A 19,434-nucleotide genomic window follows, 5' to 3' on the forward strand; every position below is an offset into this window, starting at 1 on the left:
CCAGGTCTGCCGCCCAGCTATAGAGGCGATCGAGCGCTCTCGTCGAGGCGCGCCGTCGTTACATGAAGCAGCCGAAAGTCTTCGCTCATCTTATCGAGAGACCAGCACCGGTCAGGCGGCACGACAAATGCATCCGCGGACGCGATCTCCTCGCCGTCCAGCCTCGCCCGTCCATTCAGGATGAAACCAAACACCAACTCGCCAGAATGAGGCTCGAAATTGATCGCCGGCATCCCGGCTGGCCGGATCGTGCGCGCGCTTACGAGGCCATCGCTTGCTTCGCGCAATCGGGTTTCCTGGGCTTCCGCGCCAACGAAGGGCGTCCAGGGAGTCTGCGCGGCGACGTGCCGCAGGAACGTCTGGCCTTCGAACAACCGCCCGGGCTCACCATCGACGGACGGCAGCGAAAGCTCGTGATCGGCAAATGTCTCGTGCAACGCCGGCGCGCTGATCTCGACCACCTCGAGCCCGGGCGAGCTTTCAAGAACGCGATGGCGAATTCCGGGTGGCTGGAGAACGAGGTCGCCCGACTCCATGACGAACGGCGCCCCCTGTCCTTCGTAGACGACCCTGACCCAACCGCGCCGGACATAGATGAGCTGCAGCGCGATATGATGGAAATGCACCCAGTCCTCGACCGGACCGCCGGTCGGGATGGTGATGTGCGACGCGATATAGCGTCCCCCGAGCCGGCTCGGAATCAGGTCGCGGTAAAGCATCCCCGCCCGGCCTTCGCCGGCACCGCCGCCCCCCGAGACGACAAGTTCAGGGTGAAAGCGCGGAAGCTCTGTGGATGGAGGCGCGGCGTCGGGACGGGAAGTCAATCGGACGCGAACACCGTCGTCCGTTAGGATTGCGGTATGGGGATCGTCCGCGGGATAGATGACGTCGAGCCTGGCGCCAGCATCGCGCAGGCGGTTCAGCTCGGCGTTAAAGTCCTCACAGACGATCTCGCGGTCAAACGGGTCAGCCATCACGGCGCCCCTGATCCGGATAGGAGAAGGACAGCACCATTGGGTGTGGGCACGACCCTCGCCTTGGCGGGCGCACCCAGCCGAAGCTGGGCATGTTCAAGGATGACCTGTGGCGGCACTGCCTCGATGCCGTGGGCGGCTTCGAGCCACACGACCGTGGGGCAATGGCCGGGCCGGATGGTTGTCGGCGCTGCCACGAACGTTGGAGCGAAGCCCAGCGACTTTCCGACCTTGTCGTACCCGGAGGCGATCACCGGGTCCTCGAAGCGCTCCATCTTGCTGCCGGGCCGGTCGCGAAAGCGCCACGGCGAGACCGCATAAACCGAGGTCTGGGGACAGGCCCGCACTTCCGCGGCGGCCACCCTGCCGCCCGCTTCCCAACCCGCCAGCGGCGGACGAATGAAGCTGGCCGCAAAGGGCTGAAGCGCCGCCAGCAACGCCGCGACAGCGTCTGCGACCGGAGCGAGCCCGAGCCCGGCCCAGGACAGGGCGGCGGCCGTGGTCAGCAATGCGGTGACGCTGGCCATGTAGCGCGGAAGGAGGATCGGTGCGCTAGCGTCGAAGATCGCCCAGCCAATGACGGCGAGCGGGATCGGCGCCAAGACGAGCAAGGCGGCCTTGTTCCGCCGGATGACCAAGCCGACCGCGAGCAGCGCAGCGGCGACAGCGTTGCAGATGAGGAAATCGGACCCGACCGCGACCAGCGTAGGCCACACCCCGCCTCCTCCGGACTGCGCGATCCAGTTCACGTCATATAAGGCGCGGCCGCGCGGCAGTTGGATCAAACCGGTGGCGAGATCGAGCGCCACCCCTGCAACAAGGCCGATCAGGATCGCCCGGAAGGCAGCGCGATCATGTTTCCAGGCGACGGCCATGCTGACCAGGGCGATCGCGATCGCGCCCGCGGCGCCGACATAATGGACGGCGATCGATGCGGTGGTGGCAAGGCCGGCGAGCAGCGCAGGCACGGGACGCTTGAGGACGAGGGCCGCCAGCAACGCTCCCTGCAGGGCCGCCAGAGCAAGTACCCACACATAGGACCGGAAACTCGGCGCAAGGCCGCTCATCCCGACGGCTCCGGCGCTTGCGACGATCAGCAGGAACATGCGCCAGCGGACCGCTTGGCCCAGCGCCGTGATACGCGAGAGTCCGGCGCCGAGGACGGCGAGCGCCGCTGCAAGGTTGATCAGGCGTGCGGGCACAAGCTCGCCGCCCGAAACAGAGACGATCGCGCGCGCGAACAGGTTGAACCAGGGCGGATGCGCGTCGTTCGCCAGCCGCTCCACGAGCGTCGACGCCGGCGCTGCCGAAACCCACAACTGCCAATATTCGTCGAGCCAGCTGCCCGACCGCACGATGAGCCAGGCGATCGTCGTAATCGCGAGGGCCGCAGAGGCGGGCCAAATCCAGTCCGGCGAGCGACGAATATGTTCGCCCGCCGGAGCTTGGGTCATTTCTTTTTCGCCGGAGCCTTCTTGGCAGCGGGCTTGGCCGCAGCCTTGGCGGGCTTGGCAGTGGCCGCGGCCTTAGCCGGCGCCTTCTCAGCGGGCTTTGCTGAAGCCTTGGCCGGCGCCTTCCCAGCTGCCTTGGCGGCTGCCTTGTTAGAAGGCTCGCTCTTCACCGGCTTGGCGGGCTTGGGCGCTTCAGCCTTCTCGACAATATCCGCCTTCTTCGGGGCAGGCTTCGCTTTTTCGGCCTTCGGCTCAGCCTTGGCGGCCTTTTCGCCCTTGCCCTTCTTCGCCTTGGCCGCAGGCGCATGGTCGTGGCCGCAGCCCGGACCGTGCACATGGCCTTCCTCGCTCTCGAGGTCGGCTTCGAGCTCGGCGCGCGTTGCCTTGCGATCGGTCACATTGGCGGTCGAGAAGAGATAGTCGACGACCTTGTCTTCGTAGAGCGGCGCCCGGATTTGCGCCGCGAACATCGGCTCCTGCTGGACCAGCTGGAGGAAGCGATTGCGGTCTTCGCCCTGATATTGCGCCGCGGCCTGCGCGACGAGGCGGTTCATTTCCTGATCGCTGACCTCGACGCCATGGATCGCGCCGACTTCCGAGAGCAGCAGCCCGAGGCGGACGCGGCGTTCCGCAATGCGACGATATTCCGAAGCATCCTTTTCGATCTCCGCGAGCGCGGCCTGCGGGTCGTGCTCGTGGCTCGCTTCGTGGCGAAGCTGGCCGAGGATGTTCTGATATTCCGCTTCGACCATCGATTCCGGCACGGCGAAATCGTGGCGCGCCGCAAGCTGGTCGAGCAGCTGGCGCTTCATGTGCGTGCGGGTCAGGCCGTTCAGCTCCTGGCCCTGCTGGTCGCGGATCAATTCCTTGAGCTGGTCGAGGTCCTTGAGGCCGAGCGACTTTGCGAATTCGTCGTCGATCTTATTCTCGCCGCCAGTCTTCACCGACTTTACGACAACGGAGAAGACCGCGTCCTTGCTGGCAAGGTTCTTCGCCGGATAGTCCGCCGGGAACGCCAGGTTCACGTCGCGCTTGTCGCCCGCTTTCGCGCCGACCAGCTGGTCTTCGAAGCCGGGGATGAGGCGACCCGAGCCAAGCTCGATCGACATGTCCTCGCCCTTGCCGCCGTCGAAGGGCTTGCCACCGACCTTGCCCTCGAAATCCATGACCACGAGGTCACCGATCGCCGCCGCATGCTTCTTGGGCGCATCGTTCCAGCGCTTGCTCTGGCTCGCGAGCTGCTTGATCTGCTCGTCGATCGCCTTTTCGTCGGCGTCGACCGTCAGCCGCTCGAGCTCGAGCTTATCGACCTTCGGGACCGGGACGTTGGGGAGGGCCTCGACCGTGACCTTGACCTCGGCGTCCTTGCCGGGCTCGTAACCCTCATCCAGCTGCACCTGCGGCTGGACGGCCGGGCGGATGTTCTTCTGGTTGAGCAGCTCCTGGACGCCGGCTTGGACAGCGCCCTGCAGCGCGTCGCCGCGAAGCGCTTCGCCGTGCATCTTGCGAATGAGGTTCGGCGGCACCTTGCCGGGGCGGAAGCCGGGCATCCGCACCTGCGGCGCAATGCGCTTCACCTCCTGCTCGACCCGCGCCTCGATGTCCTTGGCGGGGATGGTCAGCATGAATGCCCGCTTCAGGCCTTCATTCTCAGTCTCGACGGTCTTGTTGCTCACAATTCACTGTCCCGATGAAATCTTTTCTGCCCGAGGGCGTGCGGAATGGTGCGCGCGGAGGGAGTCGAACCCCCACATCTTACGATACTGGAACCTAAATCCAGCGCGTCTACCAGTTCCGCCACGCGCGCGAGGCCCGCGAAGCCGGGGCCTATAGCAAGGATCGGCGGCTGGGCAACCCGGCGAACCGGCAACTGTTGGCTTCCCACAGGCGTTCGTCGCGGAAGGAGAACCAACCAATGCAACAACTTCCGCCCTTTCCCGATGAGCCCGGCCAGCCTTCGGAGCCGGTCGAGCCCCAGCCGGCGCAGCCGGGCCGTCCGAGCGAGGCGCCAGCCGAAGAGCCGGGCCACACGCCCAATATCGACGTCCCCTCGCCTTCTGCACCGGGCACCGAACCGCCGACGACGCCGATTTCCCCGGTCGGCTAACTGGCGCGCTTCAGCTGGGCCGAGGCGACGATCGCCTCGAAGTCCGACAAGGCGGCGCCATAATAATGCGACCGGGCGGCATCGAGCAGAATCAGGTACAGCCGACCGTTGATGACGGCACCGACCGCGCGGCCCTTGCGCCACACTTCGTCGCTGTCGAGGTGCTCATAATCGAACTGGAAGCCATTGCCCGCACCAAGGAACGGACGCGGCTGAAGCGACAGCGTCTTGAAGTCGATCGCACCGCCGCGAACGCGGAACAGGCTTTCGAGCATCGTGGTGATTTCGGGCGGGGTCATGTCCTCGCGGAACTTCGGCACCTGCTGATCGGCGCTCTTGCGCTGCCGGATGAGGTAGCGGCCGCCCTTTAAGCCGGTGACGAAGCTCATGCCGTCGAGAATCGGGCCGTTCAGGGTCCAGTCTTCGACCTCGTTGATGTCGACGAAGATGGTCGGCCGATGGCGGTTCCAGGGCCGAGGCGGCACCACGGTCAGGCTGTCGTCGCCCACTCTGACGCGGTTCACCCGCACCGCAGTGTAATCGCTGATGCCATAGTCGCCGCCACCACCGAGCGTGCTGCATGCGCCGAGCGGCAAAGCGGCCACGGCCAGAACCCACTTCGAAAAAGTTCGCAACGGCTCTCTCCTCAGCCCATCATCTGCCGCACCCAGGCGGCATCGGGCGCATCGGGCTTCATCGTCAGGTAGCGGCCGAACGCCGCCTTCGCTTCGCCGGTCCGGCCGGCCTTCATGAGCGAGATGCCGTGCCACCGCCACGCATCCGCGGGCGCATCGGGATAGACGACGGCGGCGGCATAACTCTGCGCCGCGCGGACATCGTCGCCGCGCCGGTTGCGCAGTCGCCAGACCTCGCCCTCGTAAAAGCGCAGCAGTCCGTTCCACCCGTCGAGCGCGAGCGTCTGCACCAGATATTCGCTGGCGCCGGGGTCGTTGAGCTTGACCTGGTCGTCGAGCAGGGTCGCGCGGTAGTCGCCGATGGCGGCGAGGTATCGCTCCCGCCCCGTCGTATAGGCCTTGCCGGGAACCGTGACCTCGAGCGCATCGGCCTTAAGGTCGGCCATACGATCTTCGGGCGCCGGGTGAGTGGCGAACAGATCGTAACCGCGGTCGCGGCGTTTGCGGCGATAAGCCGCGCTCGCCTGCTGTTCGCCGATCAGCTGCCGCCAGATGTTCGACATCTCGATCGGCTGGTAGCCGGCCTGCTCGATGAGCTTGGCGCCCATGGCGTCGGCCTCGGCCTCCATCCCGCGGCTGTAGCGGAACAGCGACAGCAAGGTGCCGAGCTCCGCCAGCCGCACATAATCGCCCATGTAGACGCCGCCGGCCGCGCCGCCGACGCCGGCGAGCATGGTCCCGATCGCGAACAGGTCGGTCTTGCGCCGCTGGTCGCGCCACGACCGGATCATGTGCCGGCGCAGGAAGTGGCCCGATTCGTGCGCGATCACGCCGGCCAGTTGCGCCTCGTTGCGCATTCGGAGCAGCAGGCCGGTGAATACGACCGCAAAGCCGCTTGGGAACATCATCGCGTTGAATTCTGGAATCCGCGCGAGATAGATGCGGAAGTCTTGCGCGGCCGGCCCGCCGACCTTGCCGATGAGGTCGCGAAGATAGCCGGTAAGCTCCGGGTCGCGGACGAGCAGATTGGAGCCGGCGATTTCTTCCTCGGCCCGCTCCATTTCCTTCCACAGACCCTGCTCATCCTTGTCGGTCGGCTTAAAGCCGGGCCCGATGAGCGGGACCATGTCCTGGGGCCGGACGCGCGCCTGCGCCACGCCGGTGCTTAGCGACGCGGCGGCGGCCGCCCCGCCAACCAGCAGCGACCGGCGGCTGATGTCGCATCGAATGCACATCAGCGCTGCTCCTGCGCTCGGCGCACCGCGGCGCCCGGCTTCATCCGTCCGAGCAGGCGCTCGACCATTTGCTCCGCGCCCTGCGGTGTCCTGAGGTCGCCGAACTTGATGCCCGGGATCTGGCTGCCCGCCTGGACGACGTTGAACCACACGACTTCGCCGGTTTTGAGGTCGACCAGCGAGGCATAATCGAGCTGGGTCGCTCCGCCGACGTTCGGTGCGCAAAAACCAACGAAGCAGCCCGCAAGGCCGATCACGCCAAGCGCGACGCGGCCGGTCGAGGCGACCTGGTCCTCGGCATGGAGGAATAGCGCGTAGTCGTAGCCGGTCTTTTGCCCGAGGCGGACAGCGTCCTCACCCAAGGTCCAGTCGAGGCCCTTGCCACGCTTGGTCGGCAGATAATCGCCGAGATATTTGTGGATCACGATCGATTCCGCGACCGCGTAATTAAGCCGCTCGACATCGGCGAGTTCATCGGCGGTGACGCCGGGAAGCTCCGTGCGGCGCTCGATGAATTGAACCTGGCCGCCGCGGCTCGCCTGCTGCGCACGAAGCGCCGCGATGATGCTGGCGCGCGCCTGGTCGGTCCAGTCGGCGCGCGGCTCGACCATCCCGCCGGTGGTCAGCGACCCTACCGTCACGTCGGGCCGGAGAACCAGCAGCTTGTAATTGCCCTGAGGTGGCGTGAACTGAACATCGGCGAACTGGCGCGTCTGTACGCAGCCGGTCATCGACACGATCAATGCGATGGCGAGCGCTGCTCGGCACTTCCGCATACTGACTACCCCTCCAGCGGACGCACGGCGCCCTTCCCCAGCTTGGCCGTTAGCCGTTCATGCCTGAACTGGAGGTGAAAGAAAAGTCCGTGTTTTTAGATGGTTAGCGCGGCGGACAAGCAAAGCCAGCAGCGCCGCCCAGGCAATGGCCGTCGATCGAACCCGCCACATCGAGCCCGATCATGCCGGCCAGGGTCGGCATGATGTCGGTGGTTTCGGCAGGCACCTCGACATTTTGTCCGAAGAAGCCGGGCCGCCAGAACAGGATTGGTACGCGGCGATCGTAATCCCACGGGCTGCCGTGCGTCGCCACATAGGATGTGGTGTCCGCGATCGGCATGATGTGCGGCTTCAGCACGACATAGAGGTCGCCCGAACGCTCGGCGTCGAACGACGCGCGGACGCGCTCGATCACCGACCATTTGGTTGGATCGCCGGTCGGGATGGCGGTTGCGGCAATTTCGTCCTTTGTGAACGCGGCTGCGACCTGCGGATGGGCGCGATAGATGGCGGCCGCTGCATCGAGCGCGCGCTTGCGGTCAGCGCCCTTCAGATGCGGGTCGAGGTAGAGGTCGCCCGACACGCCGATAGGTACCAGGATCGGGCCCGGGATGCCGGTCTGCTTGTTGACGGTTTCACCGACATTCTTTGGGGTGAGTGCAGCATCCACGCGCGCCGCATCCGCGACGCCTTGGAGGCGGAGCCGCTCGGGAGCGTCGAGACCGCCGTGGTCGGCGGTCAGCACGACCGCGTAGTTCAGGTGCCAGCGGTCGAGCTGCGCGAGGAAATCGCCAACCTCACGGTCTAGCTCGAGCAGTTGCAGGCACATCTCCTGCCCGCCGGTGCCGTAGCTGTGGCCGACATAATCGGTGGCGGCCAAGCCGACCGAGATCAGGTCGGGCGTGGCATGGGTGCCAAGGTTGAGCTCCTGGATCAGGCCGGCTGCGGCTGCGAGGACGGTCCCGTCGAAGTCTGGAGACGCCCTGAACCCGACGGCATCACCGGCAGCCCGCACCAGTCGCCCGCCGCCAACCGGCTTGCCGCCGCCTTCGATCGGAATGACCTGGGATTTGCCCGCGCAATAAGCCGGGGGCTCGAGGCCCTCCGACGGTGTCGCAAGGATCTGGCCCAGCGCTTCATTGAGACGAACCATCGTGCGCGGCACGGCGGCCGTCGAATTGTCGGTCGCGAACTTCTTGCCGTCCCAATACCAGCGCTGGTCGGCGACATGCCCGCCCATCATGACCGCCGAGCGATCCTTGCCGGAAACCGCGACATTGAGGCTGGCCGGCCATTTGCGCTTCATCAGCTCGCCCAAGGTGGGCACGCGGAGGTGAAGCGACGAAACCTTGTAATTGGTCGAGCTGGTGCCCGGCGCGCTCTCGTCTTCGGCGCAATAGACGATCTTGTCCGCGCGGGGCGCGGCGTAATCCGCCCAGCCGTTGGACATGATACCGGTCCGCGCCGGATGGTCGCCGGTCAGGATGGTCGAGTGTCCCGGGCAGGTCTCGGTCGTCGCGTGGCTTTGATAGCCGTTATGGAACGCGGTCCCGCTCGCCAGCCGCGCCAGGCCGCCGGTAAATTGCGGACGGTACTCATCGAACAAATCGGCCGAAAATTGGTCGACTGAAATGACAACCAGCAGCTTGGGCGGAATGGCGACCGGCGGTTGCGGCGCCGGCGGCACAGGAAGCGGCGGAATCGCTCCTGCCGCGGTGGAAAGTGCCAGCGCCGCAGCGAGGAGCAGCTTGCGCATCAGCCGAGCTTCGCCCGAAGCCGTTCGTTGACCACGCCGGGATTGGCCTTGCCCTGCATCGCCTTCATCGTCTGCCCGACGAAGAAGCCGAAGAGCTGCTGCTTGCCACTCTTGTACTCGGCGACCTTGTCGGCGTTGGCGGCGAGGATCTTGTCGATCTCCGCGTCAATCGCGCCGGTGTCGCTGGTCTGCTTCAGCCCGCGATCCTCGACGATCTTCGACGGCGCTTCGCCGGTTTCGAGCATGATCTCGAACACCTGTTTGGCGATCGTGCCGCTGATCGTGCCATCGGCGACCAGCTTCAAAAGCTCAGCCGCTTCCTCGGGTGAGATTGGCGTGTCGGCGATGCTTTCGCCGCGGCGGTTGAGCGCCCCGAACAGTTCGGCGACGACCCAGTTCGCACCCTGCTTGGGCTCGGCGCCCGCCTCGAGCAACGCGTCGAACCAGCGCGCAGTCTCGACCTCGGCGGTCAGGACGCTTGCATTGTAGGCGGTGATCCCCTGCGCTTCGTACCGTTTGCGCTTCGCGTCGGGCAGTTCGGGCAAGCTGGATTTGCACTCCGCCAGGAACGCCTCGTCCAACTCCACCGGGAGCAGGTCGGGGTCGGGGAAATAGCGATAATCGTGCGCGTCTTCCTTCGACCGCAGCGAGCGGGTGACGCCCTTGTCGGGATCGTACAGGCGCGTCTCCTGCGCGACCTCGCCGCCGCTTTCGATCAGCTCGACTTGGCGCTTCGCTTCATGCTCGACGACCGCCATGACGAAGCGGACGCTGTTGACGTTCTTGGTCTCTGTCCGCGTCCCGAATTCGTCGCCGGGCTTGCGAACGCTGACATTCACGTCGGCACGCATCGAGCCTTCTTCCATGTTGCCGTCGCAGCTTCCCACGTAGCGGAGGATCGAGCGCAGCTTGCGAAGATAGGCGCCCGCTTCGGCCGGTGAGCGCATGTCCGGCCGCGACACGATCTCCATCAGTGCTACGCCCGAGCGGTTGAGGTCGACGTAGCTCATCGTCGGGTGCTGGTCGTGCATCAGCTTGCCCGCGTCCTGTTCGACGTGGATGCGCTCGATGCCGATGTTCTTGGCGCTGCCCTCGTCCTTCTCGTCGACCAGCACCTCGATCTCACCTTCGCCGACAAGCGGGTGATAGAGCTGGCTGATCTGATAGCCCTGCGGAAGATCGGCGTAGAAGTAATTCTTGCGGTCGAACCGGCTCCACGGGTTGATCTTCGCATCCAATGCCATCCCGGTACGCACGGCCTGGCGAATGCATTCCTTGTTGGGCACCGGAAGCATGCCCGGCATCGCCGCATCGACCAGGCTCACCTGCGTGTTCGGCTCGGCACCGAACGCGGTCGCAGCGCCGGAGAACAGCTTCGACTTTGTCGCGGTGATCTGGGCGTGGACCTCGAGGCCGATCACGACCTCCCATTCGCCACTTTCGCCTTTGATCCGATAGGGTGCTGCTGCGTCAGCCATTGCGCGCCTGTTTAAGCATGATGAGATGGGACGATAGGATAACCGCGAACGCCGCCGCCCAGCCGATCGCCACCGGAAGGAGCGCGCTCAAGTCGAGATAGGTGTCTCCACGGATTGCGTAGAAGAAGATGATGCCGCCGATGACGATCGCCATCGGGATTTTCCACGAGCCGTGATGGGTGCCGCGAAGGACGTGGATCAGGTTGCGGATCGCGACCAGCAGGCACACCAAAATGACCAAGGCGAGTGCAAGCAGGAAGCCGCGATGCGCCGAAAGGTGCGCCGCGCCGAGCACGTCGCCGATATAGCCGCCAAGCGCCGCGCCGAAGATGACGTTGATCAGGTCGATCCGCCGGTCGAGCTCGCGCTCTTCCTCGCGCAGGTCGCGCTCTATTGGCACGCGCTCGCTCACCACCATTTCTCCGGCCGGTGGGTGAAGCCGGCGCGTTCTTCAATCGCGAGGCCGGCGTTGAGCACGACCTGCTCGTCGAGTTCGTTGCCGATGATGTGCAGGCCGAGCGGAAGCCCCTGCCCGTCCAATCCGCCGGGGACGCTCATTGCGGGAAGGCCAGCGAGGCTCGCCGGGACCGCGAACACGTCATTGAGGTACATCGCCAGCGGGTCGGTGGTCTCGCCGATGCCGAACGCCGCCGATGGGGCCGTCGGGGTCAGAATCAGGTCGCACTGCTGGAACGCCTTTGCGAAGTCCTGCTTGATCAACGCGCGGACCTTCTGCGCCTTGGTGAAATACGCGTCGTAGAAGCCAGCCGAGAGCACATAGGTGCCGATCATGATGCGGCGCTTCACTTCCGCGCCGAAGCCGGCGGCGCGGGTCGCGGCGTACATATCGTCGAGCGTCTTCACGCCCTCTTTGCGCAGTCCGTAGCGAACGCCGTCATAGCGAGCGAGATTGGACGAGGCTTCGGCGGGGGCGATGATGTAATAGGTCGGCAGCGCGTACTTGGTGTGCGGCAGGCTGATTTCGACCGGCGTCGCGCCAGCATCCTTCAGCCATTCGATGCCCTGGTCCCACAGCTTGTTGATGTCCTCGGGCACGCCGTCGATGCGATATTCCCTGGGAATACCGACGCGCTTACCCTTGAGATCGCTTGATAAATTGGCTTCCCACTGCGGCACCGGCAGGTCGAGCGAAGTCGAATCCTTGGGATCGAACCCAGCCATCGCTTCGAGCAGGATCGCGCAGTCGCGTACCGTCTTGGCCATCGGGCCGGCCTGGTCGAGCGAGCTTGCGAATGCGACGACACCCCAGCGCGAGCAGCGGCCATAGGTCGGCTTGATCCCGCAAATGCCGGCAAAGGCCGCGGGCTGGCGAATCGAGCCGCCAGTGTCGGTTCCGGTCACCCCCGGCGCAATACCTGCTGCGACGGCCGCGGCTGAACCACCGGAAGACCCGCCCGGAGTGAGGCCGACATTGCTGCCCTTGCGCCGCCACGGACTGATCACCGGGCCCCAGGCGCTGGTTTCGTTGGATGAGCCCATCGCGAACTCGTCCATGTTGAGCTTGCCGAGCATACCGGCGCCGGCGCGGCGGAGATTGCCGCTGACCGTGCTTTCATAGGTCGGGCGAAAGCCGGCGAGGATCCGGCTGCCGGCGGTCGTGTCCACGCCTTCGGTCGCGAACAAGTCCTTGATGCCGAGCGGGATGCCGCTGAGCGGCTTCAGCGTGTCGCCGAGCAGGGCCGCGTCGGCCGCGTCGGCCGCGGCGAGCGCCTCGTCCGGCGTCTCTACCGTATAAGCGTTGAGAAGCTTGGCGCCTGCCACCGCTTCATTGAACGCCTCGGCGATTTCGCGTGCCTTATAATCCCCGCCACGGAAACCGTCGCGAAGCTCGGCAATCGTCTTGGTAGTAAGCTCGCTCACTATTCGATCACCTTCGGCACGGCGAAGAAGCCGTGCTGGGCTTCGGGCGCGTTCGCGAGGACATCGTCGCGGCAGTCGCCATCATTCACGACATCGTCGCGCAGCCGCAGCTTCTGGTCGATCACCGCGGTCAATGGCTCGACGCCGTCGGTGTTCACTTCACCGAGCTGCTCGACCCAGCCGAGAATGTTGTTGAGCTCCGGCAGCAGCCGGTCGAGCTCCTCGTCGCTCATCGCAATGCGCGCGAGCTTCGCGATATGGCGCACCTGTTCGGGGGAAACGGACATGAAGGGGCGGATAGCCGCCGCTCTTTGGAGCCGCAACCGCTCAACGCTGCGGCGTGATCGGGCGAAGCGTGAACCCGGTGATATTCGTTCCGAAGTCGCATTCGAATGACCGCTTTTGCTTTCCGTCATCGACCGTGCCCCAGACGATGATCTTGTCGACGCGGTGCTGCTCGACATCGATGACATTGACCGTGCCATATTGCGCCGCCCGGGCGCTGCATTGCTGGCGCGCTTGCGGCTGGAGCGCTTCGTTGCTGACCGGCTTTCCACGCGCGGCTTGAGCGGCCATGCCGACCGCGGACATCGCCATCGACGCAACGCAGCCGCCGAGAGCTGGTAGGGCTGCGATGACAAACAGGCGAACTAAGCGCGTCACGACCCCTTGCTAATCCGTGCCACGGCTGTTGAGAAGCGGCCCCAATGTGCGCCCGGCGATTCCTCGGCTTCGTGTTCTTCCTGATCCTGCTGTTCGTGGCGGGAGCTTTTGCAATCTATCAATGGGGCGGGAACGTGCTGCTCAAGCAGTCCGTGCCGAAAGGCCATTTCCAGGCTGCCGCGGCTGGCGGCGGGCCTGACTACACACAGGCGTCGAGCTGGATTGCACGGCCTGGGCTGACTGATGACCCGTCGTATTGGCTCCCTGACGGCGTCACCGCTGCCACGAGCGGCGATGCGGCGGTCTTCTACATTCACCCCACTACCTACCTCGAGCGCGACCGCTGGAACGCGCCGCTCGACGCCGCCGGTGACACCGCATTTCGCACAACCTTGTTCGCGCAAAGCCAGGCGAGTGCGTTCACCGAAGGCGGACAAGTATGGGCGCCCAAATATCGCCAGGCGGCGTTCGGCGCCTTCCTGCTGAAGAGTGAGGATGCGCAAAAGGCGCTCGACCTCGCCTATCGCGACGTCGCGGCCGCCTTCGACCAATTCGTGCGCGAAAGCGGCGACAGGCCGATCATCCTCGCCGGCCACAGCCAGGGCGCACTGCACCTCGAGCGGCTGCTCAAGGAAAAGGTCGCGGGAAAGCCGATCGCGAAGCGCGTGGTCGCGGCCTATGTCGTCGGCTGGCCGATCAGCACCGCCAGCGACCTGCCTGCGCTCGGGCTTCCGGTCTGTAGCTCACCGGATCAAGCCGGCTGCATCCTCTCGTGGATGAGCTTCGGCGACCCAGCTAATCCCGACCTGATTCTCGACCAGTGGAAGAAGACCAAGGGCTTGAACGGCGGCGAGCGGCGGCAGGAAGACCTGCTCTGCGTCAATCCGATCAGCGGCGCGCAAAACGGCACGGCAGCGGCGCAGGACAATCCGGGCACGCTCGTGCCGTCGGCCGACCTGCGTTCGGGCGCGCTTCAGCCCGGCATCGTCGGCGCGCATTGCAGTAACGGGCTGCTGATCCTCGACGGCGCGATCCCGGCGCTCGGGCCCTACGTGCTGCCCGGCAACAATTATCACGTCTATGATTATGCCCTCTTCTGGGGCGCCGTACGGCGCGACGCGGCAAGGAGGCTGGGTGCCTATCACGGCTGACACAAGCGAATTCGCAGCCGTCCTGCCCCACGGCGGGAAGCTCGTCGGCCTTGATGTCGGCACCAAGACCATCGGGCTGGCGATCTGCGATGCCGGCTGGCACTTCGCGGGCCCTGCCGAGACGATCCGCCGCACCAAGTTCACCAAGGATTTGGAAGCGCTGCAGGCGTTCATCGCCAGGGAGCATGTCGCCGGGCTGGTTGTGGGCCTGCCGCTCAACATGGACGGCACCGACAGCCCGCGCACGCAGTCGGTTCGCGCATTCGCCCGCAACCTCGCGCCGCTCGAGCTGCCTCTCCTGTTGTGGGACGAGCGCTGGTCGACCCAGGCGGTCGAGCGGGCGATGATCGACGCCGATGTCAGTCGCGCCCGCCGCGCGGAGAAGGTTGACGCGCTTGCCGCGGCGCACATTTTGCAGGGCGCGATCGACGCGCTGGCCAATTTGAACGGCGCGGGCTAGGCCCAGCGCTCGTGGACCTGCTTTCGATCGACAACCTGACCGACGACCAGATCGGCCAAATCCTCGACCGCGCATTGGCTATTCACCGACATCCCGGGAAAAGCGTGGGCGGGCTCGAAGGCAAGATCGTCTTCAACCTGTTCTACGAAAACTCGACTCGCACCCTGATGTCGTTCGCCACCGCGACGCATCGCCTCGGGGCGTCCGTGATCACCCTCCCGGTCGAGCAATCATCGGTGAAGAAGGGCGAGACGCTCGAGGACACCGCGCGGACGCTGAACGCGATGCATCCCGACGCGCTGGTCATTCGCCATCGTGAAAATGGCGCGGCTGCGGCGGTCGCGCTGATCATGGACTCGCCGGTGATCAACGCCGGCGACGGGACCAACGAGCACCCGACCCAGGCCCTGCTCGACGCTGCAGCGATCCGCCAGCGGCTCGGCCGGGTCGAGGGGCTGAAGGTCGCGATCTGCGGCGACATCAAGCACAGCCGCGTCGCCCGCTCCAATGCGAAGCTCCTGCCGCGGCTCGGCGCGGAAGTGCGCCTTGCTGGTCCGCCCGAGCTGATGCCCGACGGCGTTGCGCCGCTCTCGGTCGACGAGGCGATTGCCGCCGCGGACGTGGTGATGATGCTGCGGGTCCAGCGCGAGCGGCTCGCGGAGGATCTCGGCGATCGGCCCGGCGAGTTCCTCGATCGCTACGGTTTGACGCCCGAGCGGCTCGCGACGGCCGCGCCCAATGCGGTGATCATGCATCCGGGCCCGATGAACCGCGGCGTCGAGATCGACGGCGCGCTCGCGGATTCCGAGCGGTCGCTGATTACGCTTCAGGTCGAGATGGGCGTGGCCGTGCGAATGGCCTGCCTGGAAATGCTGCTCGCTTAGCGCGAGGCGTACTGGACCGGCGCGTCGCCCGCGAAGTTGCGGACGAAGCAATTGCCGCCGCGGCTCTTCAGCAGCTGGCACCGCGACACCGCTTCACCGCGATTGTTGAAACCCTGGATCGACAGGCGCCAGTAGACACCCTTGCCCGAATCGAACCTGGCACGAAGCGGCAGGTACGCCTTGAGCGCCGGATAGCGGGCAGTGAGGTGGTTCCACGCGGCCGACACGGCCTGCGGGGAGCGGTACGCGCCGAGCTGGACAACATTGTTCGAATTGCCGCGGCGAAGCGCGAGCTTGGGCGCCGCGGCGCGGGCCTTAAGCGGCTTCGGCGCTGCGGCCGCCTTTTTCGGCATGAAGGCGGCAAAGGCCGCCGGCGCTTCAGGCGCGGCGGCGGCGATCAGCGCCATGGTCAGCGGAGCCACCGGTGCGGTGGCTTTGGCCTGCGCCACCCGAGCGACCGGCTCGGACTTTGCGGCGACGCGGTCGGGATCGACCGGCGGCGGCGGAGGCGGCGCGATCGGCGCTTCGGCGAATTGAGGTTGCGGCGCGAGGGCCGGGACCGGCACCGGCTGCGCGGCATGGGCAACCGCAACCGGCAGCAGCTGCTGCACCTGCGGCGCGGGAACCTGGGCAACCTCTACCGGGGCAGGCTCTGCAACCGCCGGCGCAACCGGAGCAGCTTGGGCCAGGCGGGTATCGCCCTTCACCAGTGCAAGGCGGACCGGCTGGCCCTGGTCGCGGGCCGCCGGCGTCACGCCGATGAGCGAAGCGACCTGGTCGGAAGCCTTGCCCGGCTTGGCGAGCTGCATCCATTGCTGAACACGCGCTTCGACCTGGCCGGCCGGAATATCCTGCGCGGCGACGGTGCGGGCATTGGTCCAGTCGCCTGACAGCGCCAGCGTCAGCGCGAGGTTCTGGCGGACGCGGGAATCGGCATTCTGATCGCGGGCGGCAGCCTTGAGGACTGCAAGCGCATCGTCCGTGCGGCCGGCGAGCGCCATGGCGAGGCCGTAATCCGCCGCATCGAGCGAGTCTTGGCCCGCGTGGAGGTAACGAACCGCTTCGTCATTCTTGCCGAGCGCAATCTCGACCAGCGCCAGCTTCAGCACCGCCTGCGGTTGATCCGGATAGAGGGAGAGCGCGTCCTTGTATGCCTGCTCGGCTGACCAGAAGCGGCCGGCCGCGAAATAGGCATTGCCGAGGAGGCTGCGGAAGCCTGCGTCGTTCGGGGTTTTCTCAACTGCCCTCTCGGCGAAGCTGATCGCGGTCGGCACGTCGTTCGAATTGAGCGCAGCGAGCGCACGGGTCGCAAGACCGATCTCACCATTGGCCGGTCCGCCGAAGCCGGTGGCTTGAGGCGCTGCGCAGCCCGCGATCATCGAAGCGAGTGCGGCGAGCGAGACGGCTGAGCCGAAGCGGAGAGGCTTGGTCATCAAATTTATCCCTTGCGATTGGCCTTCTGAGCCATGGCGTCGAGTTCCGGCATTTCCGTCAGCAGGCGATCGAGCGCGTCGGTCACGATCTGCTGTGCCGACCGGCCATCGACGGCGCAGGCCAGGCGAAGCTTCAAGTGACGGCTCGGGTCGAGGCGAAGCGTGAACGCTGCCTTGCCCTTGGCGCCGGCCACCGAGCGCGCACGAGGGGCGCGGCGCGGAGCCGGGTTGGGCGTGACGGCGGCGACCGCGGCCTTCACCGGGCGCTGGAAGACGGGTGCCGGCTCGGGTTCGAATGCGGCCTCCTCTTCCTCGGCTTCGTAGGCCGGCGCTTCGGTTTCGGCTTCGTGGACCTCGGCGGTCTCGTCGAGCTCTTCTTCCTCGCCCTCGTCCGTCTCGCCGAAGCGGTCGGCGATCTCCGCCTGCTGCGTGTGCACAGGCGACTGGATCGGCGTCAGCCCGGTCGGGTGAGCGCGGGGATGTTCGACGACATCGTCACCGAACGCGTCATGAGTTTCATCCCGGGGGGCATCGGCCGCCTTGGGCGGTTCGAACCCCATGTCGTTCCAGCCGAGATCCTCGAGATTGCCGCCGCCCATCTGGCCGAAGCCCTGGGGCTTCATTGCGGGGCGGGCTGCGCCCTTGCGGGCGAGGAGACCGGAGGAGAGGGAAGCGAAAGGCTTGGCTTCAGCCACGGCGCGTCCCCCTTACTGACCGACTACGCGGCGGCCGAAACCGCCGACGGGACGCGGACTGGCCGGCGCAATGCCGGGCGCGGCGCCGGGGGCCGCAAACACGGTCCGGCGAAAATTCTTTTCGAGGCGGTCCGAAATATAATCCCACAGCTCGGTCACTTCGCGGGCGGAGCGTCCGTTGGGATCGATTTCCATGACGGTCCGGCCGTCGATCATCGAGGCTGCGAAATCGGTCCGATGATGGAGGGTGACGGGAGCGACGGTGCCGTGCTGCGACAGCGCGACCGCGGCTTCATAAGTGATCTTGGCCTTGGGCGTTGCCGCGTTGACGACGAAGATCAAAGGCTTGCCGGCGCGGTCGCACAGATCAACGGTTGCGCCGACCGCGCGAAGATCGTGCGGGCTGGGTCGGGTCGGGATGACGATCAGCTCGGCAACTGCGATGACGCTCTGGATCGCCATCGTGATCGCCGGAGGGGTGTCGATCACTGCGAGGCGGAAGCCTTGCTGCCGAAGTACTTCAAGATCCGAAGCCAGCCGGGCAACGGTGGTCTGGGCGAAGGCCGGCATGTCGGCGTCGCGTTCATTCCACCAATCGGCGAGACTGCCTTGCGGATCGATGTCGATCAGGCAGACTGGCCCTGCTCCAGCAAGCTGGGCCTGCACCGCAAGATGTCCGGACAGGGTCGTTTTGCCGGACCCGCCCTTCTGCGATGCCATTGCCAAGACGCGCATGCTTATCCCCTCGCCTCAAATGACGTCAGTTCAGTGAGCGAAGTGGCACCAGAGCCTCTAAAATCTGGTTAACGCCGACACGACCGTATTTGCGGTTTCCGCCCGCTGGTCTAAGCATCGCGCAGGGTGGGTTAAGGCATGGTTCGCAAGTACTTAGTTGCGGCAGCATTGCTCCTGGGGGCTCCGGGGCCGCTTTTCGCACAGAGCGTGAAGGCCGGAATCGAAGCTTGGCAACGGGCCGATTATTCGTCCGCAGTGGCGATTTGGCGACCGTTGGCGGAGAAAGGCGATGCCGACGCCGCCTTCAATATCGGCCAGGCCTATCGCCTTGGCCGGGGGGTCCCGACCAATCTTTCGATCGCCAAAAGCTGGTTCGAGCGCGCTGCCCAGAAGGGGCATATCGACGCCCAGACCACGCTCGGTCTCCTGCTGTTCCAGAATGGCGAGCAGCCGGAGGGCCTGAAGTGGCTGAAGGCCGCTGCCGAGCAGGGCGAAGCGCGCGCGCTCCTCGTCTACGGCACCGCATTGTTCAATGGTGACGGCGTGACGCAGGACCCGGTGCTTGGCTACGCTTATGTAAGCCGCGCCGCCGCGCAGGGACTGGGCCCAGCCAAGGAGACGCTTGCGCAGCTCGATACCCTGCTCCCGCTCGACCAGCGCAAGAAAGGCGTCGCGATCGCCAAGGTGAAGGCCAAAGCCGCGCCGCCACCCCAGAGCGCGAAACCGGTCAAGAGCGTCAAGCCCGCCAAGCCAGCCCAGGTCGCGACGGCCAAGCCCGCGCCCGCCCCCGCCCCGCAGAAGCCGGCGCCCGTTTCGGCGCTGAAACCCACGCCGCCAGCCCCGGCATCGGGCGCACCGGCATCAGGCGCCTGGCGGATCCAGGTGGGGGCCTTCAACAATCGCCCGGCCGCGGAGGCGGCTTACCGCAAGATCGCGGGAGTCGGCGCGCTCGCCGGCCGAGGCCCGCAATATATTCCGTTCGGCCAGTTCATCCGTTTGAGGGTCGGGCCTTTCGCTACGCGCGACGCTGCTGCTTCGGCGTGCACCGCAGTGAAGGTTGCCTGTTTCCCGGTGGCGCCCGGCAAATAGGTCGATTTCGCGTCCGCTTCGGAGGCGAATT

20 protein-coding genes and 1 tRNA gene are annotated in these 19,434 nt (G+C 66.0%); 5 read left to right on the top strand and 16 right to left on the bottom strand.

Annotated elements, in window-relative coordinates; genetic code table 11:
• Positions 1–17: 17 nt before the first annotated feature.
• The 4 genes from AC4K8G_RS03330 to AC4K8G_RS03345 form a co-directional block, all read right to left on the bottom strand.
• The gene (locus AC4K8G_RS03330) at positions 18–974 is read right to left on the bottom strand and encodes a cupin domain-containing protein (RefSeq protein WP_491732754.1); all 957 of its coding nucleotides are present in this window, start codon (positions 972–974) and stop codon (positions 18–20) included.
• Positions 974–2,428 (bottom strand): hypothetical protein, encoded by a 1,455-nt coding sequence (locus tag AC4K8G_RS03335; protein WP_491732755.1) that lies wholly within the window; start codon positions 2,426–2,428, stop codon positions 974–976. Before AC4K8G_RS03335 ends, AC4K8G_RS03330 begins: the two co-directional genes overlap by 1 nt.
• Positions 2,425–4,101 carry a trigger factor gene (gene tig / locus AC4K8G_RS03340; protein WP_491732756.1) on the bottom strand — a complete coding sequence of 559 codons (1,677 nt, stop codon included), beginning with the start codon at positions 4,099–4,101 and terminating at the stop codon, positions 2,425–2,427. The genes AC4K8G_RS03335 and tig overlap by 4 nt, the downstream gene beginning before the upstream one ends.
• Positions 4,102–4,147: 46 nt before the next feature.
• Positions 4,148–4,232, bottom strand: a tRNA-Leu gene (locus AC4K8G_RS03345).
• Positions 4,233–4,340: 108 nt separating this feature from the next.
• Here AC4K8G_RS03345 and AC4K8G_RS03350 point away from each other — a divergent pair.
• A complete protein-coding gene (locus AC4K8G_RS03350) occupies positions 4,341–4,532 on the top strand; it encodes a hypothetical protein (protein WP_491732757.1) in 192 nt (63 codons plus the stop codon).
• Here AC4K8G_RS03350 and AC4K8G_RS03355 read toward each other — a convergent pair.
• The 9 genes from AC4K8G_RS03355 to AC4K8G_RS03395 form a co-directional block, all read right to left on the bottom strand.
• A complete protein-coding gene (locus tag AC4K8G_RS03355; RefSeq protein ID WP_491732758.1) occupies positions 4,529–5,167 on the bottom strand; it encodes a hypothetical protein in 639 nt (212 codons plus the stop codon). The genes AC4K8G_RS03350 and AC4K8G_RS03355 overlap by 4 nt on opposite strands.
• An 11-nt stretch (positions 5,168–5,178) precedes the next feature.
• Entirely contained in the window at positions 5,179–6,402 is a 1,224-nt protein-coding gene (locus AC4K8G_RS03360; protein ID WP_491732759.1) for a M48 family metallopeptidase, read from the bottom strand.
• The gene (locus AC4K8G_RS03365) at positions 6,402–7,178 is read right to left on the bottom strand and encodes a hypothetical protein (protein WP_491732760.1); all 777 of its coding nucleotides are present in this window, start codon (positions 7,176–7,178) and stop codon (positions 6,402–6,404) included. Before AC4K8G_RS03365 ends, AC4K8G_RS03360 begins: the two co-directional genes overlap by 1 nt.
• Positions 7,179–7,281: 103 nt before the next feature.
• Entirely contained in the window at positions 7,282–8,934 is a 1,653-nt protein-coding gene (locus AC4K8G_RS03370; protein WP_491732761.1) for an alkaline phosphatase family protein, read from the bottom strand.
• Positions 8,934–10,412 carry an Asp-tRNA(Asn)/Glu-tRNA(Gln) amidotransferase subunit GatB gene (gene gatB / locus AC4K8G_RS03375; RefSeq protein WP_491732762.1) on the bottom strand — a complete coding sequence of 493 codons (1,479 nt, stop codon included), beginning with the start codon at positions 10,410–10,412 and terminating at the stop codon, positions 8,934–8,936. The genes AC4K8G_RS03370 and gatB overlap by 1 nt, the downstream gene beginning before the upstream one ends.
• Positions 10,405–10,824 carry a hypothetical protein gene (locus AC4K8G_RS03380; RefSeq protein WP_491732763.1) on the bottom strand — a complete coding sequence of 140 codons (420 nt, stop codon included), beginning with the start codon at positions 10,822–10,824 and terminating at the stop codon, positions 10,405–10,407. The genes gatB and AC4K8G_RS03380 overlap by 8 nt, the downstream gene beginning before the upstream one ends.
• Complete coding sequence (gene gatA, locus AC4K8G_RS03385) at positions 10,821–12,293, bottom strand: Asp-tRNA(Asn)/Glu-tRNA(Gln) amidotransferase subunit GatA (RefSeq protein ID WP_491732764.1); 1,473 nt, start codon at positions 12,291–12,293, stop codon at positions 10,821–10,823. Before gatA ends, AC4K8G_RS03380 begins: the two co-directional genes overlap by 4 nt.
• Positions 12,293–12,580, bottom strand: a complete 288-nt coding sequence (gene gatC, locus AC4K8G_RS03390) for an Asp-tRNA(Asn)/Glu-tRNA(Gln) amidotransferase subunit GatC (RefSeq protein ID WP_491732765.1) — start codon at positions 12,578–12,580, stop codon at positions 12,293–12,295. The genes gatA and gatC overlap by 1 nt, the downstream gene beginning before the upstream one ends.
• A 40-nt stretch (positions 12,581–12,620) precedes the next feature.
• A complete protein-coding gene (locus AC4K8G_RS03395; RefSeq protein ID WP_491732766.1) occupies positions 12,621–12,956 on the bottom strand; it encodes a hypothetical protein in 336 nt (111 codons plus the stop codon).
• A gap of 44 nt (positions 12,957–13,000) precedes the next feature.
• On the opposite strand from AC4K8G_RS03395, the gene AC4K8G_RS03400 reads away from it, so the two are divergent.
• Genes AC4K8G_RS03400 through AC4K8G_RS03410 form a run of 3 tightly spaced genes read left to right on the top strand, consistent with a single transcriptional unit; the run spans position 13,001 to position 15,451 of the window.
• Complete coding sequence (locus AC4K8G_RS03400) at positions 13,001–14,107, top strand: DUF3089 domain-containing protein (RefSeq protein ID WP_491732767.1); 1,107 nt, start codon at positions 13,001–13,003, stop codon at positions 14,105–14,107.
• The gene (ruvX, locus tag AC4K8G_RS03405; RefSeq protein ID WP_491734403.1) at positions 14,097–14,567 is read left to right on the top strand and encodes a Holliday junction resolvase RuvX; all 471 of its coding nucleotides are present in this window, start codon (positions 14,097–14,099) and stop codon (positions 14,565–14,567) included. Before AC4K8G_RS03400 ends, ruvX begins: the two co-directional genes overlap by 11 nt.
• Positions 14,568–14,578: 11 nt before the next feature.
• Entirely contained in the window at positions 14,579–15,451 is an 873-nt protein-coding gene (locus AC4K8G_RS03410; protein WP_491732768.1) for an aspartate carbamoyltransferase catalytic subunit, read from the top strand.
• Here the strand turns inward: AC4K8G_RS03410 and AC4K8G_RS03415 are convergent.
• The 3 genes from AC4K8G_RS03415 to AC4K8G_RS03425 are packed head-to-tail and all read right to left on the bottom strand — an operon-like array spanning position 15,448 to position 18,314.
• The gene (locus AC4K8G_RS03415) at positions 15,448–16,884 is read right to left on the bottom strand and encodes an SPOR domain-containing protein (protein WP_491732769.1); all 1,437 of its coding nucleotides are present in this window, start codon (positions 16,882–16,884) and stop codon (positions 15,448–15,450) included. The two genes, AC4K8G_RS03410 and AC4K8G_RS03415, sit on opposite strands and share 4 nt — an antisense overlap.
• A gap of 5 nt (positions 16,885–16,889) precedes the next feature.
• Positions 16,890–17,579, bottom strand: a complete 690-nt coding sequence (locus AC4K8G_RS03420) for a hypothetical protein (RefSeq protein WP_491732770.1) — start codon at positions 17,577–17,579, stop codon at positions 16,890–16,892.
• Between the two features lie 12 nt (positions 17,580–17,591).
• Positions 17,592–18,314, bottom strand: coding sequence for an AAA family ATPase (locus tag AC4K8G_RS03425; RefSeq protein ID WP_491732771.1), 723 nt, complete (start codon positions 18,312–18,314; stop codon positions 17,592–17,594).
• A 255-nt stretch (positions 18,315–18,569) separates the two neighbouring features.
• Here AC4K8G_RS03425 and AC4K8G_RS03430 point away from each other — a divergent pair, with 255 nt between their 5' ends.
• Positions 18,570–19,403: an SPOR domain-containing protein gene (locus AC4K8G_RS03430; RefSeq protein ID WP_491732772.1), complete on the top strand. Its 834-nt coding sequence runs from the start codon at positions 18,570–18,572 to the stop codon at positions 19,401–19,403.
• The last annotated feature ends 31 nt before the right edge of the window (positions 19,404–19,434 follow it).

It is taken from the genome of Sphingomonas sp. SP3 (assembly GCF_058514305.1).